The sequence below is a fragment of the Sphingomonas sp. S2-65 genome (assembly GCF_021513175.1).
Lineage (GTDB): Bacteria > Pseudomonadota > Alphaproteobacteria > Sphingomonadales > Sphingomonadaceae > Sphingomonas.
This window is the reverse complement of sequence record NZ_CP090953.1, coordinates 3379900-3404571: the sequence shown is the minus strand read 5'-3', so window position 1 is coordinate 3404571 and position 24672 is coordinate 3379900. Positions and strand designations below refer to the sequence as shown.

Sequence of the window (24672 nt, the reverse complement as noted above, 5' to 3'; positions counted from 1 at the left end):
TGTTCGGAGGGGGATCAGCGGCAAGAACGCCCGGATCTCCCGATATGGTCGAGGCCGCGAAACGACATGCCGGTTAGGCGATCAATAAGCGAGGCGAAGGCTCACCGTCGCGATGGGCACCACCGTACCGTGCTCGGCATCCGGACCACCGAGGTGCCGCAGCCTATCGCTCCGCAAGACGGCGAGCGCCTCGGCGCGCAATTGCCATTTGACGCCCGCCGCTTCGAACGGGTGCGAGTAGGCGCCGCCGATACTCCCATAAGCCGCGTCGCCGCTGCCTGCCTCGTAGAAATCGTCCCAACCGATGCCCACCAGCGTGGGAAAGCTGATCGCGGGACCATCGTCCTGCTGCGTCAGCGCGATCGAAGGCTCGATACCGATCTGAGTGAAGAGACCACGCCCACCCTTCGGCCGCCAGGTCACCACCGCAGTCGGCGACAAAGCGCCCAAAGGGGATTCACCACCTAATGCGCTGGTCAGGCTCAACTCATGGGTTGTTGAGGATACGCCGTTCGGGCTGGTCTTGATCGTGTAGACGATGCCAGTCCGCAGGTCCCTTGCGGGAGACAGCACAAGCGCCACCGCGTTGTTGCTTTCATACCATGCACCCGGAGACGCGCGCTCTGCCGACACTGGGGCGTGGAAGCCGTTCGAGCTGTTGAACACCAAAAAAGCGTCCGCTTCGTTTTCGGCGTTCCGGTGGAGTTCGGCCGCAAAGCCAAGCTGGAAATGAACAGGCAGCCGATCGAGGTCCGCCGCGTCGTCATCGAAATTGCCGCGGGCAAAGTCACCGTTCCGCAGGTCGATGGCCAGCGACGGGTGCACGCGGCCGCTACCAACTGACGCCGAACCAAGCGAGGCATCCTCTGTGTCGATGGTCGGCACCTGCTGGGCGATCGCGGGTGACGACGCCGCCATCACCGGCGCGAACCCTAGCGCTATCGGGACGAACCTTCGAGGCGCGATGCCCGACATCATGATTGCCGAGGATGCACCACCCCAATCCGCTACCGCGAGATCGCGCCCGACGCAGGCGGGAGCGGCGATGCCCCTCCGGCGCCAGTATAGCTCACGCGCCAGACAGTGTTGCCGACGTCGTCCGCGATCAGCAGCGCTCCCGTCCGATCGATCGCGACCCCGACGGGGCGGCCGTGCGCCTTCCCGTCCTTGAGGAAGCCCGTTACGAAATCCTGCGGTATGCCGGTCGGGCGCCCGCCTTGGAAGCCGATGAAGGCGACCTTATAGCCATGCGGTTCGGTGCGGTTCCAACTGCCGTGCTCGCCGATAAAAGCACCGCCACGGAAAGAGGCGGGAAAGCTTGTACCCGTGTAGAAGGTCAGCCCGAGCGCTGCGACATGCGAACTCAACGCGTAGTCGGGCCGGATCGCGCGGGCGACGAGATCGGGACGCTGCGGCCGCACGCGGGGGTCTACATGCTGGCCGTAATAGCTGTACGGCCAGCCGTAGAAGCCGCCTGGGCGAACCGAGGTCATGTAATCGGGAACGAGGTTGGGACCGAGTTCGTCGCGCTCGTTGACCACCGTCCACAGGGTATTGGACCCTGGGTAGAAGGTGAGGCCGTTCGGATTGCGCAGGCCGGTGGCAAATGTCTTCATCAATCCGGTCTGCGGGTCGACCTCATGGATCGCTGCCCGATCGCGCTCGGCGTCGGACCCGCGCTCCATGGCATTGCTGTTCGAACCGACGCTGACAAAGAGCCTCGACCCGTCGGGGCTGGCCGTCAGGCTCTTGGTCCAATGGTGGTTGATCGAGCCTGCGGGGAGATCGGCCAGCCTCACGCCAGGCGCAGTGATCCGCGTATCACCCGTCGTAAACGGATAGCGGACGATCGCGTCGGTATTCGCCACAAACAGGAAGCCGTTAAGCACCGCGATACCGAAAGGCGCGTTCAGATGATCGACGAGCACCGATCGGAGCTCGGGCCGACCGTCGCCGTTCGCATCGCGAACTAGCGTGATCCGATTGCTCGCCTGTGATGCTTGCCCGCTCTTCGTCTGCGAATGCGCCCGGGACATGATCCAGTCGCGGATCGGATCCTTAGGCCGTTGAACCGGCTCGCCACCCTCGTTGCGCGATTCGACGATCAGGACGTCGCCATTGGGCAGCGCCAGGACGTTGCGCGGATTAGCCAGACCTTGCGCAACGGGCGCAATCCGGAAGCCGGCTGGGACAGTTGGCGTTTCTCCGCGTTGCCAGCCGACTGTCTCGAACACGCCAACGTCTGCCACGAGCTGCTCGTGCGGCTCAGGCAGCATTGGATTGGCGCCATATTGGCTGTTCGGGTCGATTGCTTGGCCGCCGCCGCACGCCGCAAGGGGCAGCAGACCGAGGATCGCGATTAGGCTGCGAGTCATTGTGAAACTTTCGCCGAACGGTGGTACGCCGATTGCCAGAACCACCCAGCCAACAGGCCGAGCACCGCGGCGACGATGGAAAGCGATAATCCCGTCGGTACGACGGCGGTCCACCCATCACGCGCGTGAATGAACGAGTTGAAGACCTCGATCACCCAGGCCGCGAGCAGGAAGAGGAAGTGCGGCAAGAGCGCGCGCCGATCGTGTGCGCGGATCAATTCGACGACCAGCAAGGCACCCGCAACGCCGCCCCCGATCAGCCCGGCGAGTAGCAGCCAGGACGAGAAGTCGAGCCACATCATCTCGGCGCTGGCGATATAAGCCAGATCGGTGATCAGCGCGCCGAAGAAGCAGATGATCGGGATCGGAAAAAGTGCTGGATACAGCGGATGCGCTCTAGGCCCGAGAAGCCTCACCTGGGTTGGAATTGGGCTTCTCCCCATCGTCTGCGTCCTCACCGTGGAGCTGCCGAGAGTACGACCGGCGGCAACGACAGTTCCCGAACTGCCGTGATATTGGTTTGGAAGCGCCAGTTAGCCTCTGCCGACCAACTCATGATGCTTATTGCGCCGTATACGGCGACCGGCCGAATCCGCGAGATTTTGCACTGCGCTCAACACTTAGATCGACAAGCCTAGAACAGCTTGCGGAGCGACACCGTGACCGTGCGCCCGATGGGATCGAGGTAATCGGCCTGGAAGCGGTTGGGCGTCTCGCCATTGCCGTCGCGCACCCGCTGCCGCGCATCTCCGATGTTGCTAGCATCCACCCGCAGCTGCAGCTTCTCCGTCCATTTTGCGTGCTTGGCGAAGTCGTGCAGGTCCACGAACGCACTGACGTTCAGCCGCAATAGTGCGCCGAAGCGGAAGTCTGCTGAAGGATCGCCGCTCCGCACGCGGCTGGTGCCGCTATACCATCCGTCAAATGTCAGGCCGCTTCCCTGATGGGTGAGCCCGCCATAGACGTAACCGGACAGGCGGGGCGCGCTTCCCCCCGTTACCGTGTCGCCGCGCAGCAGGTCCAGCTCGGCGGTGCCGCGCCGCAGCTGCAAGAGGTCGCTGAACTTGTAGGTTGGACCTGCGCCGACATACAGGGTCGGGCGCGGCGGCGGCGGACCGGGGCGCGCTGGATTCGGCGCTGTCGGCCTGCCGAGCTGGCTGAAGACGCTGACCACCAGGTTGAGTGAACGGATGCGCTCGCGGTGGAAGTTAAGCGGCCGGAACTGCACTTGGGTCAACCGCCCCGCAGCATCGCGGGTGAACAGGTCGGGCAGCAGCGCCTCGGTCTGCGGCGTGATGGCGTAGACCGAGCCGGTCTGGTTGCGCACGTCCGTCGCTTCATACGTCGCGCTCAGGCGCCATTCGCGACCGGCGAACGGCTTGAGGGTGACCGCCAGCGATCGCACCAGACGCTCCTCCGCCCGGAGATCCGGATTGCCGCCGGTGATCAGCGTGACCAGCTCGGTGCGGCCATTGCCGAAATCGAGCACCGGCACGTTCGCTACGCGCACTTCGGGATTGGATTGCTGCGCCAGATCGGGTGCGGCCTCGCTCCGCTTCACCGATGCAGTCAGCTGCACGCCACTCGCTACGGTCCACGCCAGCCCTGCGCTTGCATCCTGCAACTGCCCGAACCCGCTCACATGTCTTTCCCGGAATGCCGCATTGGCGGACAACTGACCCAAAGACGACAGCGCGTCGGTTCCGCTGATCGGCACGTCGATCGCCACGCCGCCTTCCGAACGGGTCCTGCCCAGTTCCAGGCTGAACGGATTGGGCCCGCGGGTCGCGGACGCAGCGGTCGCCCGGCCGAGCTCGGCGGTGGCGGTCACCGTCACCGCGCCCGCCGGCAACCGCAGGGGCGAGCCGGTCGCCACCAGCTTCGCCTCTCCCGTACGCGTGCGCAGCCGAGCGACATCGACCAGCCGATCGGTCAGCAGCGCGGGCGTCAGCGGCGCGAAAGGATCGGCCCCGCCGGCAAGCGCGGCGTTGGCCGCGGCCAGATCGATCCCGCGCTCGCTGCGCCCGTCGATCTGCTTCTGCTCGAACGCGCCGCTGAAATCCCAGCGCCAGCGCGCAATCGATCCTCGCAGGGTCAGACCCGCCTTCAGCGTGGTCGTCTTCTGCCATTGCCGCAGCGGCGCCGCCTCAGTCAGGTACCGTGCCAGCCGCACCGGTTCGGCAAAGGGCGACAAAGGATTCGTTGCCGGCACGTTCAGGTAAACCGGCGCGGGCCCGGCGATGCCGCGGTCCAGGCTTTGCTCGGCGTTCAGCGTGAGCGAGCCGGCAAGCGCGGGCGTGATCCGGTCGGCAAGCACCGCCTGCGCCTTCACGGCGCGCGTATCGGGCGTCAGCGTGCGCAGCGGCCCAAGATCGAACAGCCGCGGGCGGTTCGCCTCCGCGGCATAGGCGGACAGCGTGCCGCGATCCTCCGCCCGCTCGGGCACCGGCGCGATCGTCACCGGAAAGCCGGCCGCGGCCGAAAGCGCCGGGTCGACTTCTCCGCTCGACAGTCCCAGCACGTTGCCCACCGCGTCGAACGGCACGTCCGGATCGGGCAGCAGGTCGCGGTCTGACTGCAGCAGCGCATCGGCATGGCGCATCTCCAGCGTCAGGCTCATCCGGCGGTCGCCGCGCAGGCGAGTAAGCCCGACATTGCCCTTTTGGCTCAGGCTGCCGCGGCGCGTGGTGCTGCCCAGGGCGCCGCGCAGATCCAGCTGGTTGAAGCGCCGCTTGGTGATGAAGTTCACCACGCGCTGCGTCGGCGGATAGCCGAACTTCAGCGCCGCGAGTTCGGGCAGCACTTCGACTTTCTCGATCGCCTCGGGCGGCAGCGTCCCAATCTCCTCATATCCCGATACCCGCTGTGCGTTCAGCAGGAAGACCGGGGGAGATCCGTCTGCGGATCGGGTGCTTCCCTGGATAGCCCGGAGCAGCTCGTCCATGTTCGAGGCGCCGAGCGCCGCTACATTGTTCTCGTCCAGCGTGAGCAGCGGCGCGATGTCGGTCACTGCCGATCCGCGCGTGCCCAGGATGACGACTTCCTCTTGCCCGCGCTGCGGCTCCGCGTCCGCGGCGGGGGGCGACGCCTCCTGCGCCCATGCCCCCGGGCCGCAAATCACCGCGCCGACACCCGCCGTGCCGAGCAAGACGCGCCGCACTAAAGGTCGGCGGCGCTGCCCCCTCGGCATGTACATCCCCTTTGATCCTCCACAACCGAAGGCGAGCATATGAAGCAACTTTCAGGAGCGCCAGTCCGAAAGTATCCAGTTCTCTAGAAGATGAGTAGGTTCCCTGCGGTCCGACGGGATTTTTATTGGCCTTTGCTGGGGAAAGCTTGCCGCGGCACCGTCGCGTTATTGAGCCATCTTCCCTAGAAATGGTCAGATCGTCCGGCCAGGCAAATGGACATAGGCCCGCGAGATTGCCCCCTTCCCGAGACAAGTCACCTGGTAATCAAAACGTACGGAGCCCGTTCGGCTAAATCGCTTCAGCTCAACCTCGTGGTGAGCGTAAAGCGTGCCCGGCTCTGCGCAGCCCGCTCTTTGAGTTCGGCGATCTCTCGCTGTTCGGTGGCGTCGAGCATCGCTTCGAGCAGGCGGCCGAAATGTTGCCGCATGGCCAAGCGGGCCGACTGGGCGTCACGGCGGGCTAATGCTTCGACGATCGCGCCGTGCTCGTCATGGCGCTGCGTACTGTCGTGATGGCACACGGAAGAATGCGTCCGGCGAACCTCTGGAAGTTCGGTGCGCAGCCGCCACAGTGTCTCGATAACATGGATGATTGCCTTGTTGCCCGAGGCGGAGGCGATAGTGAGATGAAAGGTTTGGTCGATCGCCGTCAATGCCGCATCGTCCAGACCATCGCGCGACATCTGTTCCAGGAGGTCGCGCAGCACGGCGATGTCACCATCCGAGATGATCGGTGCGGCCAAAGCCGCGGCTTCCGATTCGAACAACGCACGCGCTTCCGTCAGCTCGAACGCGCTGACTATGGGAAGATGGTCGCTCCCACCCTTTGGTCGGTCGGCGACATAGACGCCGGAGCCGGTCTTGATCTGAAGGCGCCCGCTCGCTTGGAGCGCGATCTCGGCTTCCCGGATCGTCACCCGGCTGACTCCGAACCGTTCGGAAAGCTCGCGCTCGCCCGGCAGGCGCGAGCCGCGCGGGAACGCGCCCTCTTCGATCAAGGCGACTATCTGCTCTGCAACGTCCTGAAAAAGGCGGCGGTTCGTCATCAGGACTAGCAATTCCCTCGTTTTCTGTTGGAATTGTCATACCACCTGTCGGAGCGGAGGCAAGCCGCCCCGACAAGCTCAGGTTAAAGTCTTACACGCGCGCCGATGAAGTATTTCGGCCCGTAGAAGTGGTACTGCCGGCTGCTGCCATAGACGGGCATGTCGGTCACCTTTGGATCGTTGAACACGTTGAGCGCCTCGAACCGCAACGCCACGTTGCGATTTAAATTAAAGGACGCACGCAGGTTCACCAAGTTGGAGGGGCGAACGAAGCGAAGCTGAGAATTTCCGCCGACGAAATCCTGATAATAGCTGGAGCGATAGGTGTAGATGCCTTCGAGCGACACCGGACCGTTCTGGTAATAAAGCTGACCAGAAGCGACATGCTTTGACGATCCCGATAGCCCCGCCGGCGGGATGATGCCCGGCGTGACGGTGCCGGTATCCGGATCCGCGACGTCGCCCAGACGAATGTCGTAGTTGCGGAAGTTGAGGTCGGCATAGCTGTAGCTGATCTTGGCGCCGAAGCCGTCCAGTGGCTTGGGCAGCCAGGAGAAACGGTTCGACAGCGTGACTTCGAAGCCGATGACCCGGCTTTGCTCGTCGCTGTTTTGGCGCTGCGTGACAGGCACGCTGACGTCATCGCCGTCGATCTGGAAGCTTTCATCGATCCGCACCGGCACGAAACCGCCGCCGAACTTCTTGTAGAAGAAGGTACCGGCCAGGATCGTATCGCGGTTGGGATACCATTCGAGCGACACGTCGCCGTTCCACGACATGATCGGCTTCAGGCTGGGCGAGCCGTCGGCGACGATTTCGGCAATGGCGTCCTCCACCGACGTGAAGGCGGTTCCGTCCTCCAGGGTGATGGTTCGGCCGGCCGCAAGGTCGCTCGGCGCCGGGCGGGACATGCCGCGATAACCGGCCACGCGGGCGATCACGGTGGGGGTCAGTTCGAAATTGGCGTTGATGCTGGGCAGCGCCCGGAAATAGCTGTTCGTCAGGATCTGCGTTTCGAAGTCGCCATTTTCGACGAGGCGGACCGATCCATCGGAGTTGGTGACGACATCCAGGCCGGCGCGCAGGCCAACGGAGCGCAGATCGGTCTGCACCACGCGCAACCCGAAATTACCGCGGACGGGCATCTCGCCCAGGCGGCTCTCATACGTGCCCATGGCGTAGCCGGCCCACACCTTTTCGGTCACGTCGGCATTGTCGACCGAACGGGTATCGTCATTGGGACCTGGATCGGTGGTGCCGAGATAACCCTCGAACTGGCAGAGGGTATCGAACGTCGCCCAGCTGTTGATCGACTGGTTCGGCGCGTCCTCAAGGTAGCCCTGCTGCGGAAAGGGCCGGCGACAGGCGAGGTTGACCGAACGATCCACGGTACGGACATCCTGTGTGATCTCGACCAGATCGTTGATGTTGCGGTAGCGACGATGCGAGTAGCGAGCCCCAATGTCGAAGCGCTTCAAAAACGTGCCTTCGAACTCGTAGCCAGCGTCGACACGCGCGGCGAAAATCTTGTCTTCTTTGTACTCGTCATCGCGGCGCAAGCGGGCGTCGTCGCTGTAGAGCGCCCAATTGTTGACGTCGAACCTCGGATCGAGCGTTATCACGGCGGCATAGCCTCCGCTCGCATCGTAAGTGAACGGCACGCGCTGGTTGTTGAGCGGCGTACGCACATTGTCGATGTCGAACGGATCGGTCCGCAGGCGGGTGCTGCGCTGAAGCGTGTCCCGCTTGGTCTGCGAATAGGAGACGTCGGTGCTGAGGGTCAGGCGGTCGTTCGCCTTCCAGGCGATCGAGCCGCCGCCGCCGAGATATTCTTCGCTGCGATCGAGCACGGTGCCGTTCGCCTCGATCGACGTCAGGCCGCTCATCGATAACAATCGATGCTGATCGTCATAGACCAGGTTGCGCAGCTGGTACCGGGTTTCCGACAGGTTCAGATCGTGCCGATCCTCGCGGTAGTCCCGATTGGAATATTGCAGGTCGAGATTTACGTCGATGCTGTCATTCGGCTGCCACTGGACCGACCCCATGAAGGCGTCGCGGGTGTCGCGCTCGGTGATCTGGCGGAAGGTGATCGAGTTCGGCACCAACACGAACGGCGTACCTGCCGCCCCCTGAGCCCGTGTGACCTCGGTGCAATTGCCCGATACGTTCAGCGAAGGATTGCAGGCTACCCAGGTGCTGCTCGCCGCATAGGTCTCCTCTGGATTGTTCACATCGTTGCGCTGGAAGCCGAGGGCGATGCCCAATTCACCCAGTCCCCCCAGCTTGAACTGGTCGACATAGCTGATCGTGCCGCGCCAACCCCAGGCGCTCTCGCCTGTGATCTTGTCCTGGTAGGGGTTGTACGACGCCTTCACCTCAGCCTGGAGCGAGCGCTTGCCATAATCGAGGGCGCGCAGCGTGCCGAGCTCGATGGTACCCGATACCCCGCCCTCGACGAGGTTCGCCTGTTGCGACTTGTAGATCTTGATGTCGTTGACCAGCTCGGACGGGAACTGGTTGAAATTCACCGCTCGGTCGCCACTGCCGTTGCTCGCCTCGCGGCCGTTGAAGGTGGTCGCGCTGAGGAACGAGCCCAACCCGCGTAAAGATATCTCGGTGGCGCCACCCTTTTCCTGGTGGCTAGTCGCGCCAGTGATGGTCTGGATCGCCTCGCCGATCGACAGCGCTGGCAAGTCGCCGATCTGCTGCGAACTGAGCGCGTCGACGATGGCGTTTTCGTTTCGCTTGACCGAGATCGAAGTCTCGATCGTGGCCCGAATGCCGGTAACGACGATGTCCTCATCCTGTTGCGAGCCGCTTTCCGCAGGCGGGCTTTCCGCAGGCGGAGCCGATCCAGTCTGAGCCAGCCCGGGCAGTGCCGCAACAAGGCACCAAAGCGCCGCACCGCCAGCCAAAAAGGCTTTGCCGCCGGCACAACCATGCAGAACGCGCGTGTCGCCCCTCATCCAATCCTCCGTTTATATTTATGAGCACTGGATTGATCAAAACACAAAGCACTGTCAAGGCGGATGTACATACCACTTTGCTGACAATCTGGTCTGGTAATCGGAGAAGTCGTCGTGTCCGCCATCCTCTGCTTCGGTGAAGTGCTGCTTCGACTCAATCCGATCGAGCATGTGCCGCTGGCGCAGGCTGATCGGCTCCACTTGCATGTCGGAGGCGCCGAGGCGAACGTTGCCGGCGCGCTGGCATCGCTGGGGCATGCGGCTGGGATGGTGAGTGCCCTGCCTGATCAAGCCCTCGGGGAGGCCGCACTGCGCGCGCTGCGTGCTGCGTGCTGCGTGCTGCGGGCATCGATACCAGTAGGATCCGGCAGGGTCCGGGGCGGCAGGGACTGTATTTCCTGACGCCAGGCGCATCGCTTCGCGCATCGGAAGTGCTTTACGACCGCGAGGGCAGCAGCTTTTCGCGCGTCGACTGGGCCAATGCCAACTGGTCGACCCTGCTGGCCGGCCAGGACTGACTCCACGTTTCGGGAATCACGCCGGCATTGGGTCCAGACCTGGCCGAGGCGACACTGGCAGCGATGCGCGCGGCGCGTGCCGGCGGGGTGCTAGTTTCGTATGATGGGAATTTCCGGCCGCAACTTTGGGCACGCTGGTCCGATGCTCCCGGTCGCGTCCTGCGGATGCTCGTCGCCGAGGCCGACCTGCTGTTCGGCAATCACCGCGACCTGAGCCTGTTGCTCGAAAAGCCGTTCTCCGGCGATGGCCCTGGTCGTACGCGCGAGGCTGCCAACGCCGGTTTCGCCGCGTTTCCCAACCTGCGCTGGATCGCATCAACGGCGCGCCAGACAGCCTGTGTCGACGAACACCGGCTGAGCGCGCGTATTGATACTCTGGCCGAGGCATTTGAAGTGACGGAACGGACGATCCCCGGAGTCGTCGACCGGATCGGCACGGGCGACGCGTTCGCGGCCGGGGTGCTGCACGGACTAATGAAAGGGCAGGACGCACAGGCAGCCGTCGATCAAGGCCTGGCCCTCGCATGTCTGAAGCACAGCGTACCCGGTGACATGACGCTGTTCGGGCCGAACGCCCTGGAAGCGTTTCACCTTGGCGGGATGGATGTGCGGCGCTGAGCCGACAAACCGAGCGACGATACGCCGCCGCCCGATCGGATCAGGGGACCAATTGACTGCGCAAGGCAGGCACCGCCCTGGCCAAAGCGTGGGCGACGACCCGAGCGAACACCCGTGCACCGGCGTCGCCGACATGGGTGTAGTCGAACTTTCGCGTGATCTGGCCGCGAGGGCCCTCGGCGGTGGTGGGCAGCACGTCCGGCAGCCGTGCAGCTTCTGCCGGCCGCGCCTTCAGGGTCGTGCCGGCCTTGGCTGCTGCAAGCTCCTCCGCATTCGGATCGGCCTGGGCGAGCTTGGCCGCCGCTACCGGCCCGAGCTTCTGGACCAAGGCGGCGCTGTCGGCATTCAGGTCGACCAACGGCGTTGCAGTGGCGGTGGCTACTTCGCGCACTTTGGCGGACCAGACATCGAGGGTGTTCTGGAGTTTTCCATCCTTGAAGTCCCGCCGCGACAAAGGCGTCAGCAGCACCGGGACGCCGCCTGCCGCACGCACTTCCTGGACATAGCGCGCCAGGTTAGCCGGAAACTCGGCCGCCATGTCGGTCCAACGTTCGCTGCCCGAAGACTGATCGTTGTGCCCGAATTGGATCAACACGTAGGTGCCAGCGTAGCCCGCGGCCTTGATTTCGTTCTGGACGATGGCCCACGAGCCTTCCTGACGGTAGCTACGCGTCGAGCGCCCGCCACGCCCCATGTTGAGGCACGCGACGCTCGACTTCACATGCTCCGCGCAGAACACCGACGCCCAGCCGCTGCCGGGCGCCATTGTGGAATCGCCGACCAGGATCAGCTTGTAGGCCTTGATCGGGGCGGCATCGGTGCGGGTCTTCGGCACCTCGCCGGGCACCCTGGGGTGAGTCAGCTCGGTGTCCTGAGCATGAGCAACTGGCGCCGCAAGCAGCGCCAAGGCGACGAAAGCGTTCCGCATCATTTCTCTCCCACGCCCGTCCTCAGGAGAAGAACAGGCCGCCATTGATGTCGAGGTTCACGCCAGTGAGGAACGACGCATCCTCGGACAGGAGATACGCCACCGCAGCCGCCACTTCATCCGGATGGCCCTCGCGGCGCAGCGGGGTGTTGCCCGCCACTGCCTTGCGGCCCTCCGGCTTCGAGAAGGTGTCGTGGAAGCTGGTACCGATCAGTCCCGGGCATAGTGCGTTGACGCGGATGCCCTGCGGCCCCAGTTCCTTCGCCCAGCCGCGAGTAAGCGTCATCAGCGCGCCTTTGGCAGTCGCATAGACCGTAGCGCCGGGACCGCCGCCGTCGCGGCCTGCCAGCGAGGCCAAATTGACGATCGCGCTACCCTGTTTGAGGTGTGGCAGCGCCGCCTTGGTGACGAGAAAGGCGGACTTGAGGTTCAGGTCCATCAACTGGTCGTAAAATGCCTCGTCCATCTCGGCGAGCGTCTTGCGCGCGACCATCCCGCCGGCGCAATTCACCAGCAGATCGATCGTCTCGCCATAGGCCGCGGTAGTCGCGGCGATCAGACCGGCGACATCTTCGGCCTTGGTTACATCTGCCGGGTGGAGCAGCGCGATCCCGCCCGCATTGGCGATTTCGTCTGCGGTCGCCTGTGCCGACGCGGCATCGCTGCGATAGTTGATGACAACCTTGGCGCCTTCCGCTGCCAGTCGCATCGAGATCGACTTGCCGATATCACGTCCGCCGCCGGTTACGACGGCAACCTTGTCCTTGAACTTCACTCTACTGCCCCTTGGTTGGAATGGTGATGGGTCCCGCGACCGGCGCTTCGCGGCCGCCCAGGATCCAGATTGCGAGCACGCCGAGCGGCACGATCGCCGCCGCCAGCGCGAAGATCGGCGCATAGCTCTGGGCGGTCATCGCCGGCACGAGCCAGGTGGTGATCAGCGTCCCGGCTACCGCGGCGGTGCCGCCGATGCCGGCGAGCGAGCCGACGGCACCTCCGGCAAAATAGTCGCTCGGCAGCGTCTGGATGTTGTTGATTGCGACCTGGAAGCCGAACAGGATCACGGCGATCAGCAGCACCGCATAGAGCGGGTCCGCCGCCTGCATGGTGAGCAGCAGCGGCGGCAGCATGATAATCCCGCCCGCGATGATAGCGGCGCGGCGCGCCTTGAGCGCGGGCCAGCCGCCGCGGATCAGCGCGCCCGAAGCCCAGCCGCCGGTAAGGCTGCCCAGCATCGCGCCGACGAAGGGCACCCAGGCGAAGAGCCCGATCTGCTTGACGTCGAAGCCGAACGTCTCGGACAGATAGATCGGCAGCCAGGATACGAACAGCCACCATACCGGATCGAGGAAGAAGCGGCTGATCAGGATCGCCCAGCTCTGCTTGTGGCGCAGGAGCGCGCCCATACCCGGCGCATAGCCGGCGACCGGCTGCATCGAGCCTTCGGCGCCTTCGCCGGCGATGTGCGCGCGCTCGGCTTCGCTCAACCAAGGATGCGCGTCGGGATCGCTGCGATAGACGAACAGCCAGGGCAGCAGCCAAAGAAAGCCGAGCACGCCGATCACGACGAAGGTCGCGCGCCAGCCGATGCTGACATAAAGCACCGCCACCAGCGGTGCCGAGACGATCGCGCCGATCGCCGCGCCCGAATTGAAGATCCCCTGCGCCAAGGCCCGCTCGCGCGCAGGGAACCATGTTGCATTGGCCTTGGCGGCGCCAGGCCAGTTGCCCGCTTCGCTCACGCCCAACGTCAGGCGCAGCAGCGTCAGAAGCCCAAGCGAGCGGACCAGCGCATGCCCTGCGATCGACAGCGACCAGATGCCGATCGAGATCACGAACCCCAGCCGCGTGCCGATCACGTCCAGCATGCGGCCGAACAGCGCCTGGCCGACCGCATAGGCGACCATGAACATGGTCACCAGCAGTGCATAGTCGTTCTTGTCGGCGCCGATGTCCTTCGAAACTGCCGGCCACATCACGGCGAGCGCGTTGCGGTCGATGTAATTGATCACGGTGGCAAGCGCGATGAGGCCGATGACCAGCCAGCGGAGGCCGGCAACTTGACGCTTCATTTGGCCTCTCCGTCAATGCGCGCGAAGTGCCCGGTCCAGCGGATCGTGTGCCCGTCGATCACTGCGCTGTGCGATTTGGCGGGGTCCATATCGTCCGCGATTGCCACGATCACGGCGGCTCCCTTCACCGGCTGGATCCGCACCAGGTCGCCATCGCTGCCGCGCACATGGTGCAGCGCCTTGACCTGACTTTGGCTGGCGACGGTGGTTTCTGCGGCCGGGTCATAGGCGCCGTGCGGCTCCAGCAGCGACACGAATGCGGCATTCGCCTTGCCGGCGGCGCGCTGGATTAGCACCGGCTCGCGGCGCAGGTTGAAGCGTGGATCATTGGCGCCGCTCTCGCCCAGGATCAGCGTCGCGCCCTCGGGCGGCAGCATCCGGTAGGTGTAGAAGCGCTTGTCGGTGATCCAGGTGAGCGTGGCGCCGTTCGCACCCAGCGTGCCGGTCGCGTCGACCCAGATATGTTGGTAACCGTTGGCTGGCCCCAGCACCGGCCGCGCGGCCGCCTCGGGGGTGGCCGCGAACCCCATGTCGATGACGTGCCCGGCATAATGGAGCGGCAGATCATAGGTCGCCGGCTTGTCACCGGTCACACGCAGCAGGTCGAGCACCATCGGGCCGCCCTTGCCGAGCGGCAGCTGGACGAGGGTGCGGCGAAATGTGACGCCGGGATAGGCGCCCACCATCTCGGCCGTGCTGACCTTCGTGGCACCTTCACCCGAGAAGAACAGCTGTCGCGGCGCATGTTCTTCGCCGTCGCGCCACTTGCCGTCGAAATGTGAGGTCTGGTTCACCACCAGCGTGTTGTGGGCGATGGTCTGCTTCGCCCAGCTCTCGTTTTCCTTGAGGTAGCGGCCGCCGTCCTTGCTCTCGATGTTGAGGAAGCGCGCCGAGCCGTAATCAGAGACGATAGGGTTGCCGGCGTCGTAGAGAATCCAGTTGAGCTTGTCGAAATGGCCATGGCCCATGCCCATCGCGCTGTTCTTGGCGACAAGTACTTCGGCATCGTCGCCCTTCCCGCTGCGGAGCACCGCCAAGGCGCCTTGATCGCCCTGGGAACCGTCGCGGAACAGCTGCGACGCGAATGGAAATGGCCGCGCCATGCCCGACGCAAGATCGCGCGCGACGGCGATACCGTCCGGGGTCAGCGTCGAGCGGCCCTGCCACTGGGCTATCGACAGGAAGGTGGGATCCCGGGTCGCAGCATAGCCGATTGCGACGGCCTGATAGAGCTCGTCGGTCTTCAGGCTCTTGTCCGGCATCGCATCGTTAAGAGGGAAAAAATAGCCGCGATGGGTCAGCTGGATCGTGCTGCGGATTGCCTTGAGCAGCACACCGTCGCGGCGTTCCCAGATCTTGAGCTGCGGCTGGTTCGCCGCGATGGCATGCGCGAACACCACGAACGGCTGCAGTGCATATCGTTGGTAGTAAGGGCCTTCGGTATAATAGCCGTCGGGGGAGAAAAGCTGGTCGACCTGAGCCAGGAAGCCTGCCTTGCCGCTCTTGTCGGTGCCCCTGAGCGAGCGCGCGACCAGTTCTGGATCGCGCAGCACATAGCCGGTCATGCCGACGCCCGCTGCGGCCCAGGTGGCGTGGTTGTGGATACGGTTGAAGCTGGCCGCGTTCCCGACCGACAGGAACTCCGCCATGCGCCGGAACACCTGATCGTCGATCGTCTTGCGGTCCGCCACGCTCAGCGTGTCGCGGATCGCATCATAGCCCTGCACCCCGTAGACCAGCCATACGCTGTCGTTCAGGCTCTGCCAGAACAGCCGTCCTGCCGCTTCGTTGGCTTTGGCCGGATGCGGCCCGAGCGTGGGATAGAGCGTGGCATAAGCGAGTAGCAGGCGGCGGGCATAGTCGGCATAGGCCGGCTCGCCGGTGATGCGGTAGAGTAGCCCGGCGCCGTAGAGCGCGGTGTAGTTCCGCTTATGCTGCTCGTGGGTGTAACCGCCGCCAGGATCCTTGGGAACCGGCACGTCGATCGGGGTGGCCATTGCCTTGTCGACCAGTGCCTTGACCCGCTTGAATTCGCCCGTGAACAGCGGTGGCTGGGCCGCTGCTCCGCGCACGCCGGCATAGCCCGACGGGTCGAGCAGCACGGGTGCGGCAGACTGCGCCAGAGCTGCCGGCATAGTCGCGACCAGCGCCGCGAAGGTCCAAGCCGCCGGCCGGATCACAAGCTGTTCTCCATGAGGTTGTTGACGATCACCGCGCGCGGCTTGCCCGCATAATGAAGCTCGCGCACGCTGGCGGGCGGGGTGGCGACGAACTGATTTCCTTCGATCCGCGTAGACGGGGCGCCCACGCTATGAACCACAATCACGCCCTTGCTGCGGGCGAAGCGGTTGCCGCGCACCTCCGTGTCCTGCACGCCGGAGAGCAGCAGCGGGCCGCTGTCGGTCACAGTCGAGCCGATCATCGCGAAGCGCGGCCCAAAGGTGCTTTCGTCGGTGCCGCCGCGATACAGGTCAGCCACCGTGCCGACGTTGGCGAAGCGGCTGTCGGCGACGCTGACCTGCTCGGCGCTGTAGAGGCCCGCAGTGCCCGTTTCGGCGTGGGCGGCGATAACAGTGCCCGCGATCCGTTCGAACGCGCTGTTCTCGACGCGGATGTCGCTCGCGAGCGTGGCCGGCGTGGCGGCGATCACGTCGCCATGCAGGTCCGTGACACGAGCATGGGAAAGAACCACGCGGTAATTTGCCAGCATCGGCCGTGCACTCGCGCGGACCACTGCGCTGCCCAAGGGCGCATCACGGCCGTCGATCGAGACCCCGTCGATCCGCAGCGCGCCGCCGTTCTCGAGCTGGAACAACGTGGGCGCCCTCATCCGTATTGTCGCGGTTCCCGGCGCGGCACTTACAGTCAGCGGCCGGTCGACCAGGATGGGCCGCGCCACGGTATAGTTGCCGGGCGCGAGCCGGACCGCGTCCCCTGCCCCGGCCTTGGCGATCACCTCTCCCAGCGACTGCCCGGGGCGCGCGCTGATCGTCTTGCCGCTACCGAATGCCACCGGCCGATGCGCGGGCTTGGGGTACCAAGCGACGCCGACCGCCTCCCGCGCGACCGGGCGCAGGCCTCGATCTGCACCGGCCGTCAACATGGCCTTGGGATAGAGCAGGCCATTGGCGGCGCGTTCAAGCGCTAGGTCGCGGGCGGCGATGCCGCGAGTGGCGCTTGCCTTGCCAGCAAGCACATTGTTGGAAAAGCGCACACCGGACGCGTCGGCTTCGATCTGCACCGGATCCCCGCGCCCAACCCCTGCTATGAGGTTGCCCGTAAACCGGACGTCCCGCGGCGGCTGCGACCGTTCGGCGTCGGCCCCCGCTCCAACCGTGATCCGCGCAACATCGACGATCGTGTTGCGCTCGATCGTGACGTCGCGAACGGGCATGTAGCGGTTCACGGGCGAGTTCGGCACGCCGTTCATTATCGCGACGGCGCTGGTGAAGTCGGTACCCGCTAGGCCCTCCAGATAGTTGTTCCGAACAGTCTGGCGTTCGTTGATGATGCGAATGCCGCCGCTATTTGAAACGCCGTGGCCTAGGAATATATTGCTTTCCACCAGGTTGCCGCTGCCGTGACGCAGGACCACCGAACCTTGCGATTCCAGAAAAGTGTTTCGGCGAATGATATTGCCACCCGACTTAATCGAGACAATCTCGACTTCGCCATCGCAATGCTCGAACAGATTGTCTTCGACGATCGTACCCGAGTCACTGCCCGACTCCGCGCTGGTGCCGATCCGGATGGTCTCGCCGCCGTTGGACCCTAGCGGGGGTCTAGGGCCGAAGTAATTGTGATCGACAAGGGCGCGGTTATCGAGTGGCATGCCCTTCTGCCGCACGACGACGAGCATCGCGCCGTTGTTCGACTTGCCTTCGAAATGCGAATGATCGACGCGATTGCCGCGGCCATAGATGGCGACCCAATGGTCCTCCTTGCGTCGATCCGGCTGATTAAATCCGTCGATCACCACGCCCGTGATGCGACTGTCCTCGGCCCACGCCTTGGAGCTGGTCCGAAAGGCCACCACTTCATCGTCGGGCGAATGACCGTCTCGGAATACCAGCCCAGACACTTCGAGATACCGGCCGCTGAGCCTGAGGCTCGAGAGGCCCGTCAGGATGACCCGGCCAGGAGTTTGTGCGGCGAGTCGAATTGTAGCTTGAGGCCGCCCCTCTCCGGTGAATACCACCTGGAAGTCCTTCCACTCGCCGTCAGCCAGCAAAATAACGTCTCCGGGCGCGGCCTTGGGAACGGTGGCGTTGAACTCTGCCTGGCTGTGCACCAGCCATTCGCGCGCCTGCGCTGGCATTGTTGCACAAGCTATGCACGCGGCCACAAATGAAACCCTTACCAGCACCGACGTCCTCTCTTTCGCGGCTTATCAGCCGTCTTCTCCCTGAGCGACCACAGCTATCATCAATATGCGACCAGATGTCCATACCACTCGGCAGATGATCTGGCATGCTGATCCTCTGCCGCATGGCGGAGTAAGTTCCACCTTTCGCCGCCTGGATGAAGATCGCTTTATCGCGAAGGAGCACGCTCGGAGTGGTCGATCGACTAAGGCGCAGATCGCCGCCTTCGAGACGTTCAAGGAGTCACCCGTCCGTTTGGACAAAGCGATTTCAGACCATGCAGGTCTCGCCTCAAGCTTCAGCTCGGCAGTGCCGCAGGCGGGTGTTCTATGATGTTGGTTGCGGGGACAGGGCCCTAACCCTCCCAGGGAACCACAGAATCCCGCATCACCAGCACTGGACGCACCTCCGATTGCTGTTGATCCGGACTTTGCTGGTTACCCATTGTTGCAAGTAGCTTTCGTGCCGCTAACTGTCCCATTTCTCTGATCGGGAGGCGGACTGACGTAAGATTTGGCCAGACGCGGGCGGCCATTGGGAGATCGTCGAAGCCGATCAGCGAGAGATCGCGCGGAAGTTCCAGTCCTCGCTCCCGCGCCGCCTGCATGACACCCAATGCCATCTCGTCGTTCATGGCGAAGATTGCGCTGGGGGGGGCGGGCATCGCGAGCAAGCGGTGGCCGGCGTCGAGCCCGGACTCGAACGTGTAGGAGCCCGCGACGTCCCGGGCCGGATCAACGGTGATGCCATGTTTCAGCAGCGTATCCAGAAATCCTTTAGCGCGGACGTCTGCGGAACGGAACGACGGCGGACCCCGGACCAATCCGATGCGGCGGTGCCCCAATTGGGCGAACTGCTGGGCTGCTTCCTCCGCGCCAAGGTGATCGTTCGTAACGACCATCGCAGGCGGCTCATCCAGGGCAAGTGAGGAGATACGGACATAGGGACATGCCTTGACGCGCAGCAGGCCGACTAGCATCTCGTTTTCGGAAAGCGGCGGCGGCAGGATCACCCCGGCGAGCCGCTGGCGCTCTACGAACTCCTCGACATTGTCGAGAAGCGTCGTGGACTGGTGGTCGCAAGGATGAACGACAAGCTCGAAGCCAGAGCCTGCCAGCGCGTCGAGGATCCCCTCCAGCAGGTTCACGACATAGGCCGGGCTCGGATTGTCGTAAACCAGTCCCACGAGAAACGAGCGACGGAAGGCGAGGCTGCGCGCCTGTGGGTTTGGGCGAAAGCCGAGTTCGCGGATCGCGTTTGTCACACGGTCGCGAATTTTCTCGTCGACGGTGGGCACTCGATTGATAACGCGCGAGACAGTCTTCTTCGATACTTGAGCTCGCAAGGCGACGTCATTGATCGTCGCGGGCTTTTCGATCTCGCCCCGATCGACGTCTTTCGTCAAATTTCGCCCTCCCGTTTTCGTTTAGCTGTCTCGAAGCATCACTCGCCAAGCCCCGGCATTTTGTCGCAGTTCAGCGTATCAGATCAGGTGCCCGGCTGGACATAGGGCACGCGTGCGAACAGTTGTCGCTCGGATCCACGCGGATCGCTGACTAGCTGGGGCTCGACATCCATTACCATCGTCTGGCGGCGGGGAAGCGTATAGCGGTCCCAGCGCGGCAGGCCCTTGTGGTTGGGATCGCCCGTCCGTGCAAAGGCGGTGAAGGCGCCGTTGAACGCCGCTACCATTCGCTCCGCGCCCGGCTGTTTCGATGCACTCGACGCGTCTAGATTGTCGAAGACGAAGGCGATGTCGGAGCCATGCGGCGCGCCCCGCCTTCCATCGCGCATCGGCACCGCGAAATCCTGTTGGTAGACGAAGGCCGGGGCCCCTGCCTTGGCGCGCTCCTCCGCCTCGATGACTGCGCCGCGCCACGAGCGACCGGCGGTCGTGGCCGCGATCAACACTTCGTCGGGCGTCATGTTCGGATAGAGCCGACGATATTCGGCGATCACCGTCTCGGGCGCGATGTCGATGCGCATCGCGGATGGAGTCATTCGGCTCGGCAGCCGATTCCAGTCCAGGCCGCTATTGTCCGGGCCGCTGACGAAGCCAAGAGTCTCCTGCTTGGTGTTTCCGATCATCATTGGCACCTTGAGCCCTTGCGGAGCGGCGTCTGGATAGAAAGGATGTCGATGGAGCACGCGATCGTCGAGCACCGGGCCGAAATAGAGGCCCCCATAGCCAAGGATCGGATCTTCCGCAGTCGCCGCGTCGAGCAGCTTGGCGGTCGGCAACTCGCGTACGCGGGCTGCGGTTTCGGCAGTGAGGCCGAGGATCTGGAGCCAGGCGAGCGTGCGGCGCGTGGCGTTGATCGGGCCCGACGCAGTGACTTGCTGCCCGCTCATCGTGGCGGCGCGGTGGAATAGCCCCTCGGCGGCGGGGGTGGCGAGGAGCGTGGCGATCTTCGCGCCGCCGCCGGATTGACCGAAGACCATGACGTTGTTCGGGTCACCGCCGAAGTTGGCGATGTTGTCGCGGACCCACTGTAATGCGAGGACCAGATCGAGCTGCCCGGCATTGCCCGACGCCTCGAAGCCGGGAGCCAATCGGGCGAGATAGGCGTAGCCGAACAGGTTCAAACGGTGGTTCAAGCTTACGACCACGACATCCGAGCGGCGGGCCAGGCGGGTGCCCTCGGTGACTGCGTCGGAGCCCGAGCCATTCGAATAGGCGCCGCCATGGATCCAGACCATCACCGGGCGGCGGGCGCGATCGAGGCCGGGAGTCCAGACGTTGAGGAACAGGCAGTCCTCGTCCTGGTCGGGGGTGGGGCTGCGCTGGGGCGCGGCGTGGCCGTAGCGCAGCGCCTCGACCGGGCGCGTCCAGGGTTCGGGCTTGCGAGGTGGGGCGAAGCGAGTCAGTCGGGTGTCGGCGCCGTAGCGTATCCCCTTGAAAACAGAGATGTCCCGGTCACGCGCGCCGATCACCGGACCAGATGTCGTTCGCGCGACTGGCGCGTCTCGATCGGCCGCCCAGGCCCAGCCGGGCGAAACCAATCCGCTCGCGCCGATCGCTGCCGCGCCGGTGAGAACCGTCCTGCGTGTCGTCATGTCGAGGTCCTTCTTCAGTTCGGCGCGCCCGGGCGCATGCCCAGGACGAAAGGCGTGGCGCTCGGCACCACCGCCGGCGGACGCTCGGTCGGCACCAGTTTCGCCGCGCCTTCGAGCCCCCGCCCGGTGACGTTCACCGCTGCCAATTTGGGCCCGGAGAAGACGTTGACGTTGATCCCCTCCAGCGTGACGTCGCGCATGTTCGCAAGCGTAATGCCGTGGCCGCAGGTGCCCGTGATATCGCGCAGGACGAAGCCTTGCAGCGGCTTTTCGGGGTGGATGTTTACGGCCTCCACCAGGATCGGCACGTCCTTCACGCGGATCCGCTCGAAAACGAAGTTGCCGACCCGCGGAATCCCCTCAAATCCCGGCACCGGAAACTGGTCCTGCTTGCCACTGTCGAGGAAGTTCAGCCGGAGGAAGCCATAGCCCGCACCCGATACGTCGAGATCGCGCATCGTGATGTCTTCGATGAACGCGCCGCGGCCCGGGCGGCTCTTGAGATAAACGCTGAAGGTATGTGCCTTGAGGAACTGGCAGCGCTCCACCAGCACGCGGCGCACGCCCCCGCTGGTCTCGCTGCCAATGCCGATGCAGGCCCAGCGATGATCGCGGAAGGTGCAATCGGTGATCGTCACATCCTCCGTCGGGCGCCCGATCGTCGTGCCCTCCAGCCCCCGTCCCGACTTGAGCGAGATGCAATCGTCGACCGTGTCGAAATTGCATTTGTCGATCGCCACGCGGCGGCACGAGTCCACGTCGATGCCGTCCGCCTTGCCGTTGACGGTGACGCCGCGGAACAGCACGTCGTCGCAATACACCGGATGGATCGACCACATGTCGTTCTGCTCGGTGTGGAGATCGGTGACGCTCAGGCCGCGCACATCCACGAACTCGAACAGGGCGGGATGCCGCAAGCCCGACTTCGCGACGCGGCCCGGGATCGCCGACGACGCTACGATGCGGCCCTTACCGCTCAGGCGGATGTTGCGGGCATCCTGTGCCCAGACAAGCGCGGTGTAGCCGGGGACCCAGCGCCCCTCCCACCGCACCTGGACCACTGGATAATCGGCAAGGTCGCCCGATCCCTGGAGCGTCGCGTCGGCATCCACCCGCAAGGTCGTGTTCGAACCGATGCGGATCGCGCCGACCAGGAAGGTGCCGCGAGCCAACACCACTTCGCCGCCGCCCATCACGGCGCAGCGGTCGAGCGCCTGCTGCACGGCGGCGGTGTCCTTGGTCGTGCCGTCGGCCTTGGCGCCGAACTCGCGCGGATCGACTCGGACACCGTTGGCCAGCGGCGGCGGCAGCACCGGAAGCGCCGGGATCGCCGGTTTGGCATTGCGCTGGAGCGGCGCGGCGCGCGCGGACGTGGCCGCCATTGCGCCCAGGCCTGCGGCAGTCAGGAAGGAACGGCGATCGGTCGACATGGACACCTCTAGCGGCGGGAGAAGGAAGGCGGCGCGATGGGATCGCGCGCGGAGCGAGTGATGACGCGAACGGACTGGGGCAGCGCGGTCCGCTGTTCGAGGCGGAGCGGCTCGCCGACCGCATTGACCGGATTGATCAGGGTCAGCCGGGTGCCGAGCACGCTCATCAGGTCCGGCAGATCGTAGCGCGAAAGCACATCGGGCACGCTCACTTCGGCGGCGTTGCGGCTGATCGGACGTTCGGCGATCTCGCGGAAAGACGTGATCGCGCCGTCGCTGAACACCTGCGTCACGCGGGCATCCAGAACGCCGACATGGAGTGCAACCGGGCCCAGCGCACCGGCGCCATGTACGGCGAGATGCCGCCGATCGACTTCGGGACGCCTCGCCAGCCAGTTCAGTGCGGCGAGAGCATCGTCGGCGCGCATGCCCAGCGGCGTCTTGCCGACCAGCAGCGCGCGCAGCGACAGCAGCGTCCAATCGCCGGTCAGCGCCGACTTCAGCTCCTCGCTGCCCCCCGCCCCGCGCGGCTCGAGCGCAAGGACGTTCCAGCCAGCCTTGGCCCAGCGATCCAGCAAGCCCCCGGCGTTTGCCGCGCCCTGCAGCCCATTGGAGGCGAGCAACAACAAAGTCGGATGACTGCCCTTGCCCACGGCGCGGGCGTAGAGCCCGTCGACCCGCAGGTCGGCCGCCGCCGCGAAACCGAGCGGCTGGAGGGTATAGCCTTCGCGCGGTGCGGCGGCGCCGAGCGTCATTTCCGGCGCTTCGCTGCTAGGGGCGACGCTGATGCGTGCGCGCTCTCGTACAGCTTGGCGCAGTTCCCCGACATTCCCGCCGGCGGCCGGTCGCACTGCATTTGCCACTGCTGCGATTACCCGAGCGAGCGAGCGGCCGCCAGGCGTGCTGCCGGGGGCAGCATCGGGGAAGACAAGCAGCCGCGCGGGGTCGCCCACAGGCTCCGGCACGAACGGCCGCTCGGTGGTGTCGTTCTTGAGCCAGCGGGTGAAGAAGGCGACGATCTTGGGCATGATCGGCGCCAACGCGCCATGGCCGCCCGGCCCCTCGATCATCGTGAGGCGGTCTCCCGCGCCGAGCACGCCGTAGAAGCGGCTCGCTTCGGCATAGGCTTCGCGCGCGCCGGCGATCGGGAACATGTCACTGGTGGTGGACACCACTGCATAGGGGCGCGGCGCGACCGCCTCGATCCAATCGGGCAGATCGAGGCCGCGCTCCAGGAAGAACGGGATCGACTGCTCGGCATCCTGGGGTCCCGGCCCGCCGGGCGCCAGGAGGTGATCATAGGTGTTGGTGAAGCAGCCGATCGCCGTTGCGGCGATGCGGGAGTCGAACGCTGCGAGATAGGCTGCCGCCGTCCCGCCGCCCGAACAGCCGAACGCGCCGATCCTGCCGCCGTCCACGTCCGCGCGGCTCATCAGATAGTCGACGCCGCGGATCGCATCCTGAAGGAAGAAACGGGAGACGTGGCCGCCGGCAGGCAGCGCCTGGGCGAACGCCATGGAATGCTCGCCGGTGGGGCGGCCGACCTTGGACGCGCCAACCTCCGGATCATGGAATTGCAGCCGTTCGCCCTCACCCACAATGTCGATCGACAGCACGACGAAGCCTGCGCGGGCGAGTTGGGCAGCGATGGCATGGTCACCGAGCTTGCCATCCACTCCATGCCCGGGCTGGACGATGATCGCAGGGAACGGACCGGCGCCGTTCGGCCGATAGAGATCGGCGGTGACACGGTAATCGGGAAGGCTCTCATACCAGAGCGCCTCGATTGTGTATCCCTCGCCCTTGCCAGTGTGCGTCACGGCGGAGCGGACGGTTCCCGCCGCATGCTCGGGGCGGATGAGGTCGGCGAGCGCCGCGCGGACGGCGACTTGCCGTTCTCGCGCCTGCGCGGGGGTCGTGATCGCGGCAATCTGCGCGGCGCGCGCCGACGTCTGCGCATCGGCCAGCCGCGTGAGATGATCGATCAGCCGGTCGCGCGCGCTCGGCTGGGATGGCGCCTGTTGCCCGCTGGCCGGCAACGCGAGCGCGATGGCCGATGCGCCCACCGCGCATCCGAGCCAGCGGCAAAAACGAGTCATGCTCAT

19 protein-coding genes are annotated in these 24672 nt (G+C 65.0%); 3 read left to right on the top strand and 16 right to left on the bottom strand.

What is annotated here, in order from left to right:
• Positions 1-81 precede the first annotated feature (81 nt).
• From LZ586_RS16025 to LZ586_RS15995, 7 genes are all read right to left on the bottom strand, one after another.
• Positions 82-978 carry a hypothetical protein gene (locus LZ586_RS16025; protein WP_235077313.1) on the bottom strand — a complete coding sequence of 299 codons (897 nt, stop codon included), beginning with the start codon at positions 976-978 and terminating at the stop codon, positions 82-84.
• 29 nt (positions 979-1007) lie between these two features.
• Positions 1008-2375 carry a PQQ-dependent sugar dehydrogenase gene (locus LZ586_RS16020; protein ID WP_235077312.1) on the bottom strand — a complete coding sequence of 456 codons (1368 nt, stop codon included), beginning with the start codon at positions 2373-2375 and terminating at the stop codon, positions 1008-1010.
• Complete coding sequence (locus LZ586_RS16015; RefSeq protein ID WP_235077311.1) at positions 2372-2791, bottom strand: DUF2231 domain-containing protein; 420 nt, start codon at positions 2789-2791, stop codon at positions 2372-2374. Before LZ586_RS16015 ends, LZ586_RS16020 begins: the two co-directional genes overlap by 4 nt.
• Before the next feature lie 218 nt (positions 2792-3009).
• The gene (locus LZ586_RS16010) at positions 3010-5535 is read right to left on the bottom strand and encodes a TonB-dependent receptor domain-containing protein (protein ID WP_235077310.1); all 2526 of its coding nucleotides are present in this window, start codon (positions 5533-5535) and stop codon (positions 3010-3012) included.
• 329 nt (positions 5536-5864) lie between these two features.
• Positions 5865-6611 (bottom strand): FadR/GntR family transcriptional regulator, encoded by a 747-nt coding sequence (locus tag LZ586_RS16005; protein WP_235077309.1) that lies wholly within the window; start codon positions 6609-6611, stop codon positions 5865-5867.
• Between the two features lie 83 nt (positions 6612-6694).
• Positions 6695-9580, bottom strand: coding sequence for a TonB-dependent receptor (locus LZ586_RS16000; protein WP_235077308.1), 2886 nt, complete (start codon positions 9578-9580; stop codon positions 6695-6697).
• Positions 9581-9634: 54 nt separating this feature from the next.
• Positions 9635-9838, bottom strand: coding sequence for a hypothetical protein (locus LZ586_RS15995; protein WP_235079865.1), 204 nt, complete (start codon positions 9836-9838; stop codon positions 9635-9637).
• On the opposite strand from LZ586_RS15995, the gene LZ586_RS15990 reads away from it, so the two are divergent.
• From LZ586_RS15990 to LZ586_RS15980, 3 genes are all read left to right on the top strand, one after another.
• Complete coding sequence (locus tag LZ586_RS15990) at positions 9752-9982, top strand: PfkB family carbohydrate kinase (protein ID WP_235079832.1); 231 nt, start codon at positions 9752-9754, stop codon at positions 9980-9982. The genes LZ586_RS15995 and LZ586_RS15990 overlap by 87 nt on opposite strands.
• Positions 9910-10098: a hypothetical protein gene (locus tag LZ586_RS15985; RefSeq protein ID WP_235079864.1), complete on the top strand. Its 189-nt coding sequence runs from the start codon at positions 9910-9912 to the stop codon at positions 10096-10098. The genes LZ586_RS15990 and LZ586_RS15985 overlap by 73 nt, the downstream gene beginning before the upstream one ends.
• 63 nt (positions 10099-10161) lie before the next feature.
• A complete protein-coding gene (locus tag LZ586_RS15980) occupies positions 10162-10716 on the top strand; it encodes a PfkB family carbohydrate kinase (RefSeq protein ID WP_235077307.1) in 555 nt (184 codons plus the stop codon).
• A 40-nt stretch (positions 10717-10756) separates the two neighbouring features.
• On the opposite strand, the gene LZ586_RS15975 is transcribed toward LZ586_RS15980, so the two are convergent.
• The 9 genes from LZ586_RS15975 to LZ586_RS15935 all read right to left on the bottom strand — a co-directional run bounded on the left by LZ586_RS15975 (position 10757) and on the right by LZ586_RS15935 (position 24666).
• A complete protein-coding gene (locus LZ586_RS15975; protein ID WP_235077306.1) occupies positions 10757-11647 on the bottom strand; it encodes a rhamnogalacturonan acetylesterase in 891 nt (296 codons plus the stop codon).
• A gap of 19 nt (positions 11648-11666) precedes the next feature.
• Positions 11667-12419: an SDR family NAD(P)-dependent oxidoreductase gene (locus LZ586_RS15970; protein ID WP_235077305.1), complete on the bottom strand. Its 753-nt coding sequence runs from the start codon at positions 12417-12419 to the stop codon at positions 11667-11669.
• Between the two features lies 1 nt (position 12420).
• Positions 12421-13716: an MFS transporter gene (locus LZ586_RS15965; protein ID WP_235077304.1), complete on the bottom strand. Its 1296-nt coding sequence runs from the start codon at positions 13714-13716 to the stop codon at positions 12421-12423.
• Entirely contained in the window at positions 13713-15896 is a 2184-nt protein-coding gene (locus LZ586_RS15960) for an alginate lyase family protein (RefSeq protein ID WP_235077303.1), read from the bottom strand. Before LZ586_RS15960 ends, LZ586_RS15965 begins: the two co-directional genes overlap by 4 nt.
• A complete protein-coding gene (locus tag LZ586_RS15955; protein WP_235077302.1) occupies positions 15893-18034 on the bottom strand; it encodes a polysaccharide lyase 6 family protein in 2142 nt (713 codons plus the stop codon). Before LZ586_RS15955 ends, LZ586_RS15960 begins: the two co-directional genes overlap by 4 nt.
• Before the next feature lie 401 nt (positions 18035-18435).
• On the bottom strand, positions 18436-19485 hold the full coding sequence (locus LZ586_RS15950; protein ID WP_235077301.1) for a LacI family DNA-binding transcriptional regulator: 1050 nt from the start codon (positions 19483-19485) through the stop codon (positions 18436-18438).
• An 83-nt stretch (positions 19486-19568) separates the two neighbouring features.
• Positions 19569-21137, bottom strand: a complete 1569-nt coding sequence (locus tag LZ586_RS15945) for a carboxylesterase/lipase family protein (RefSeq protein ID WP_235077300.1) — start codon at positions 21135-21137, stop codon at positions 19569-19571.
• A 14-nt stretch (positions 21138-21151) separates the two neighbouring features.
• The gene (locus LZ586_RS15940; RefSeq protein WP_235077299.1) at positions 21152-22567 is read right to left on the bottom strand and encodes a glycoside hydrolase family 28 protein; all 1416 of its coding nucleotides are present in this window, start codon (positions 22565-22567) and stop codon (positions 21152-21154) included.
• An 8-nt stretch (positions 22568-22575) separates the two neighbouring features.
• A complete protein-coding gene (locus LZ586_RS15935) occupies positions 22576-24666 on the bottom strand; it encodes an acetylxylan esterase (protein WP_235077298.1) in 2091 nt (696 codons plus the stop codon).
• Between the last annotated feature and the right edge of the window lie 6 nt (positions 24667-24672).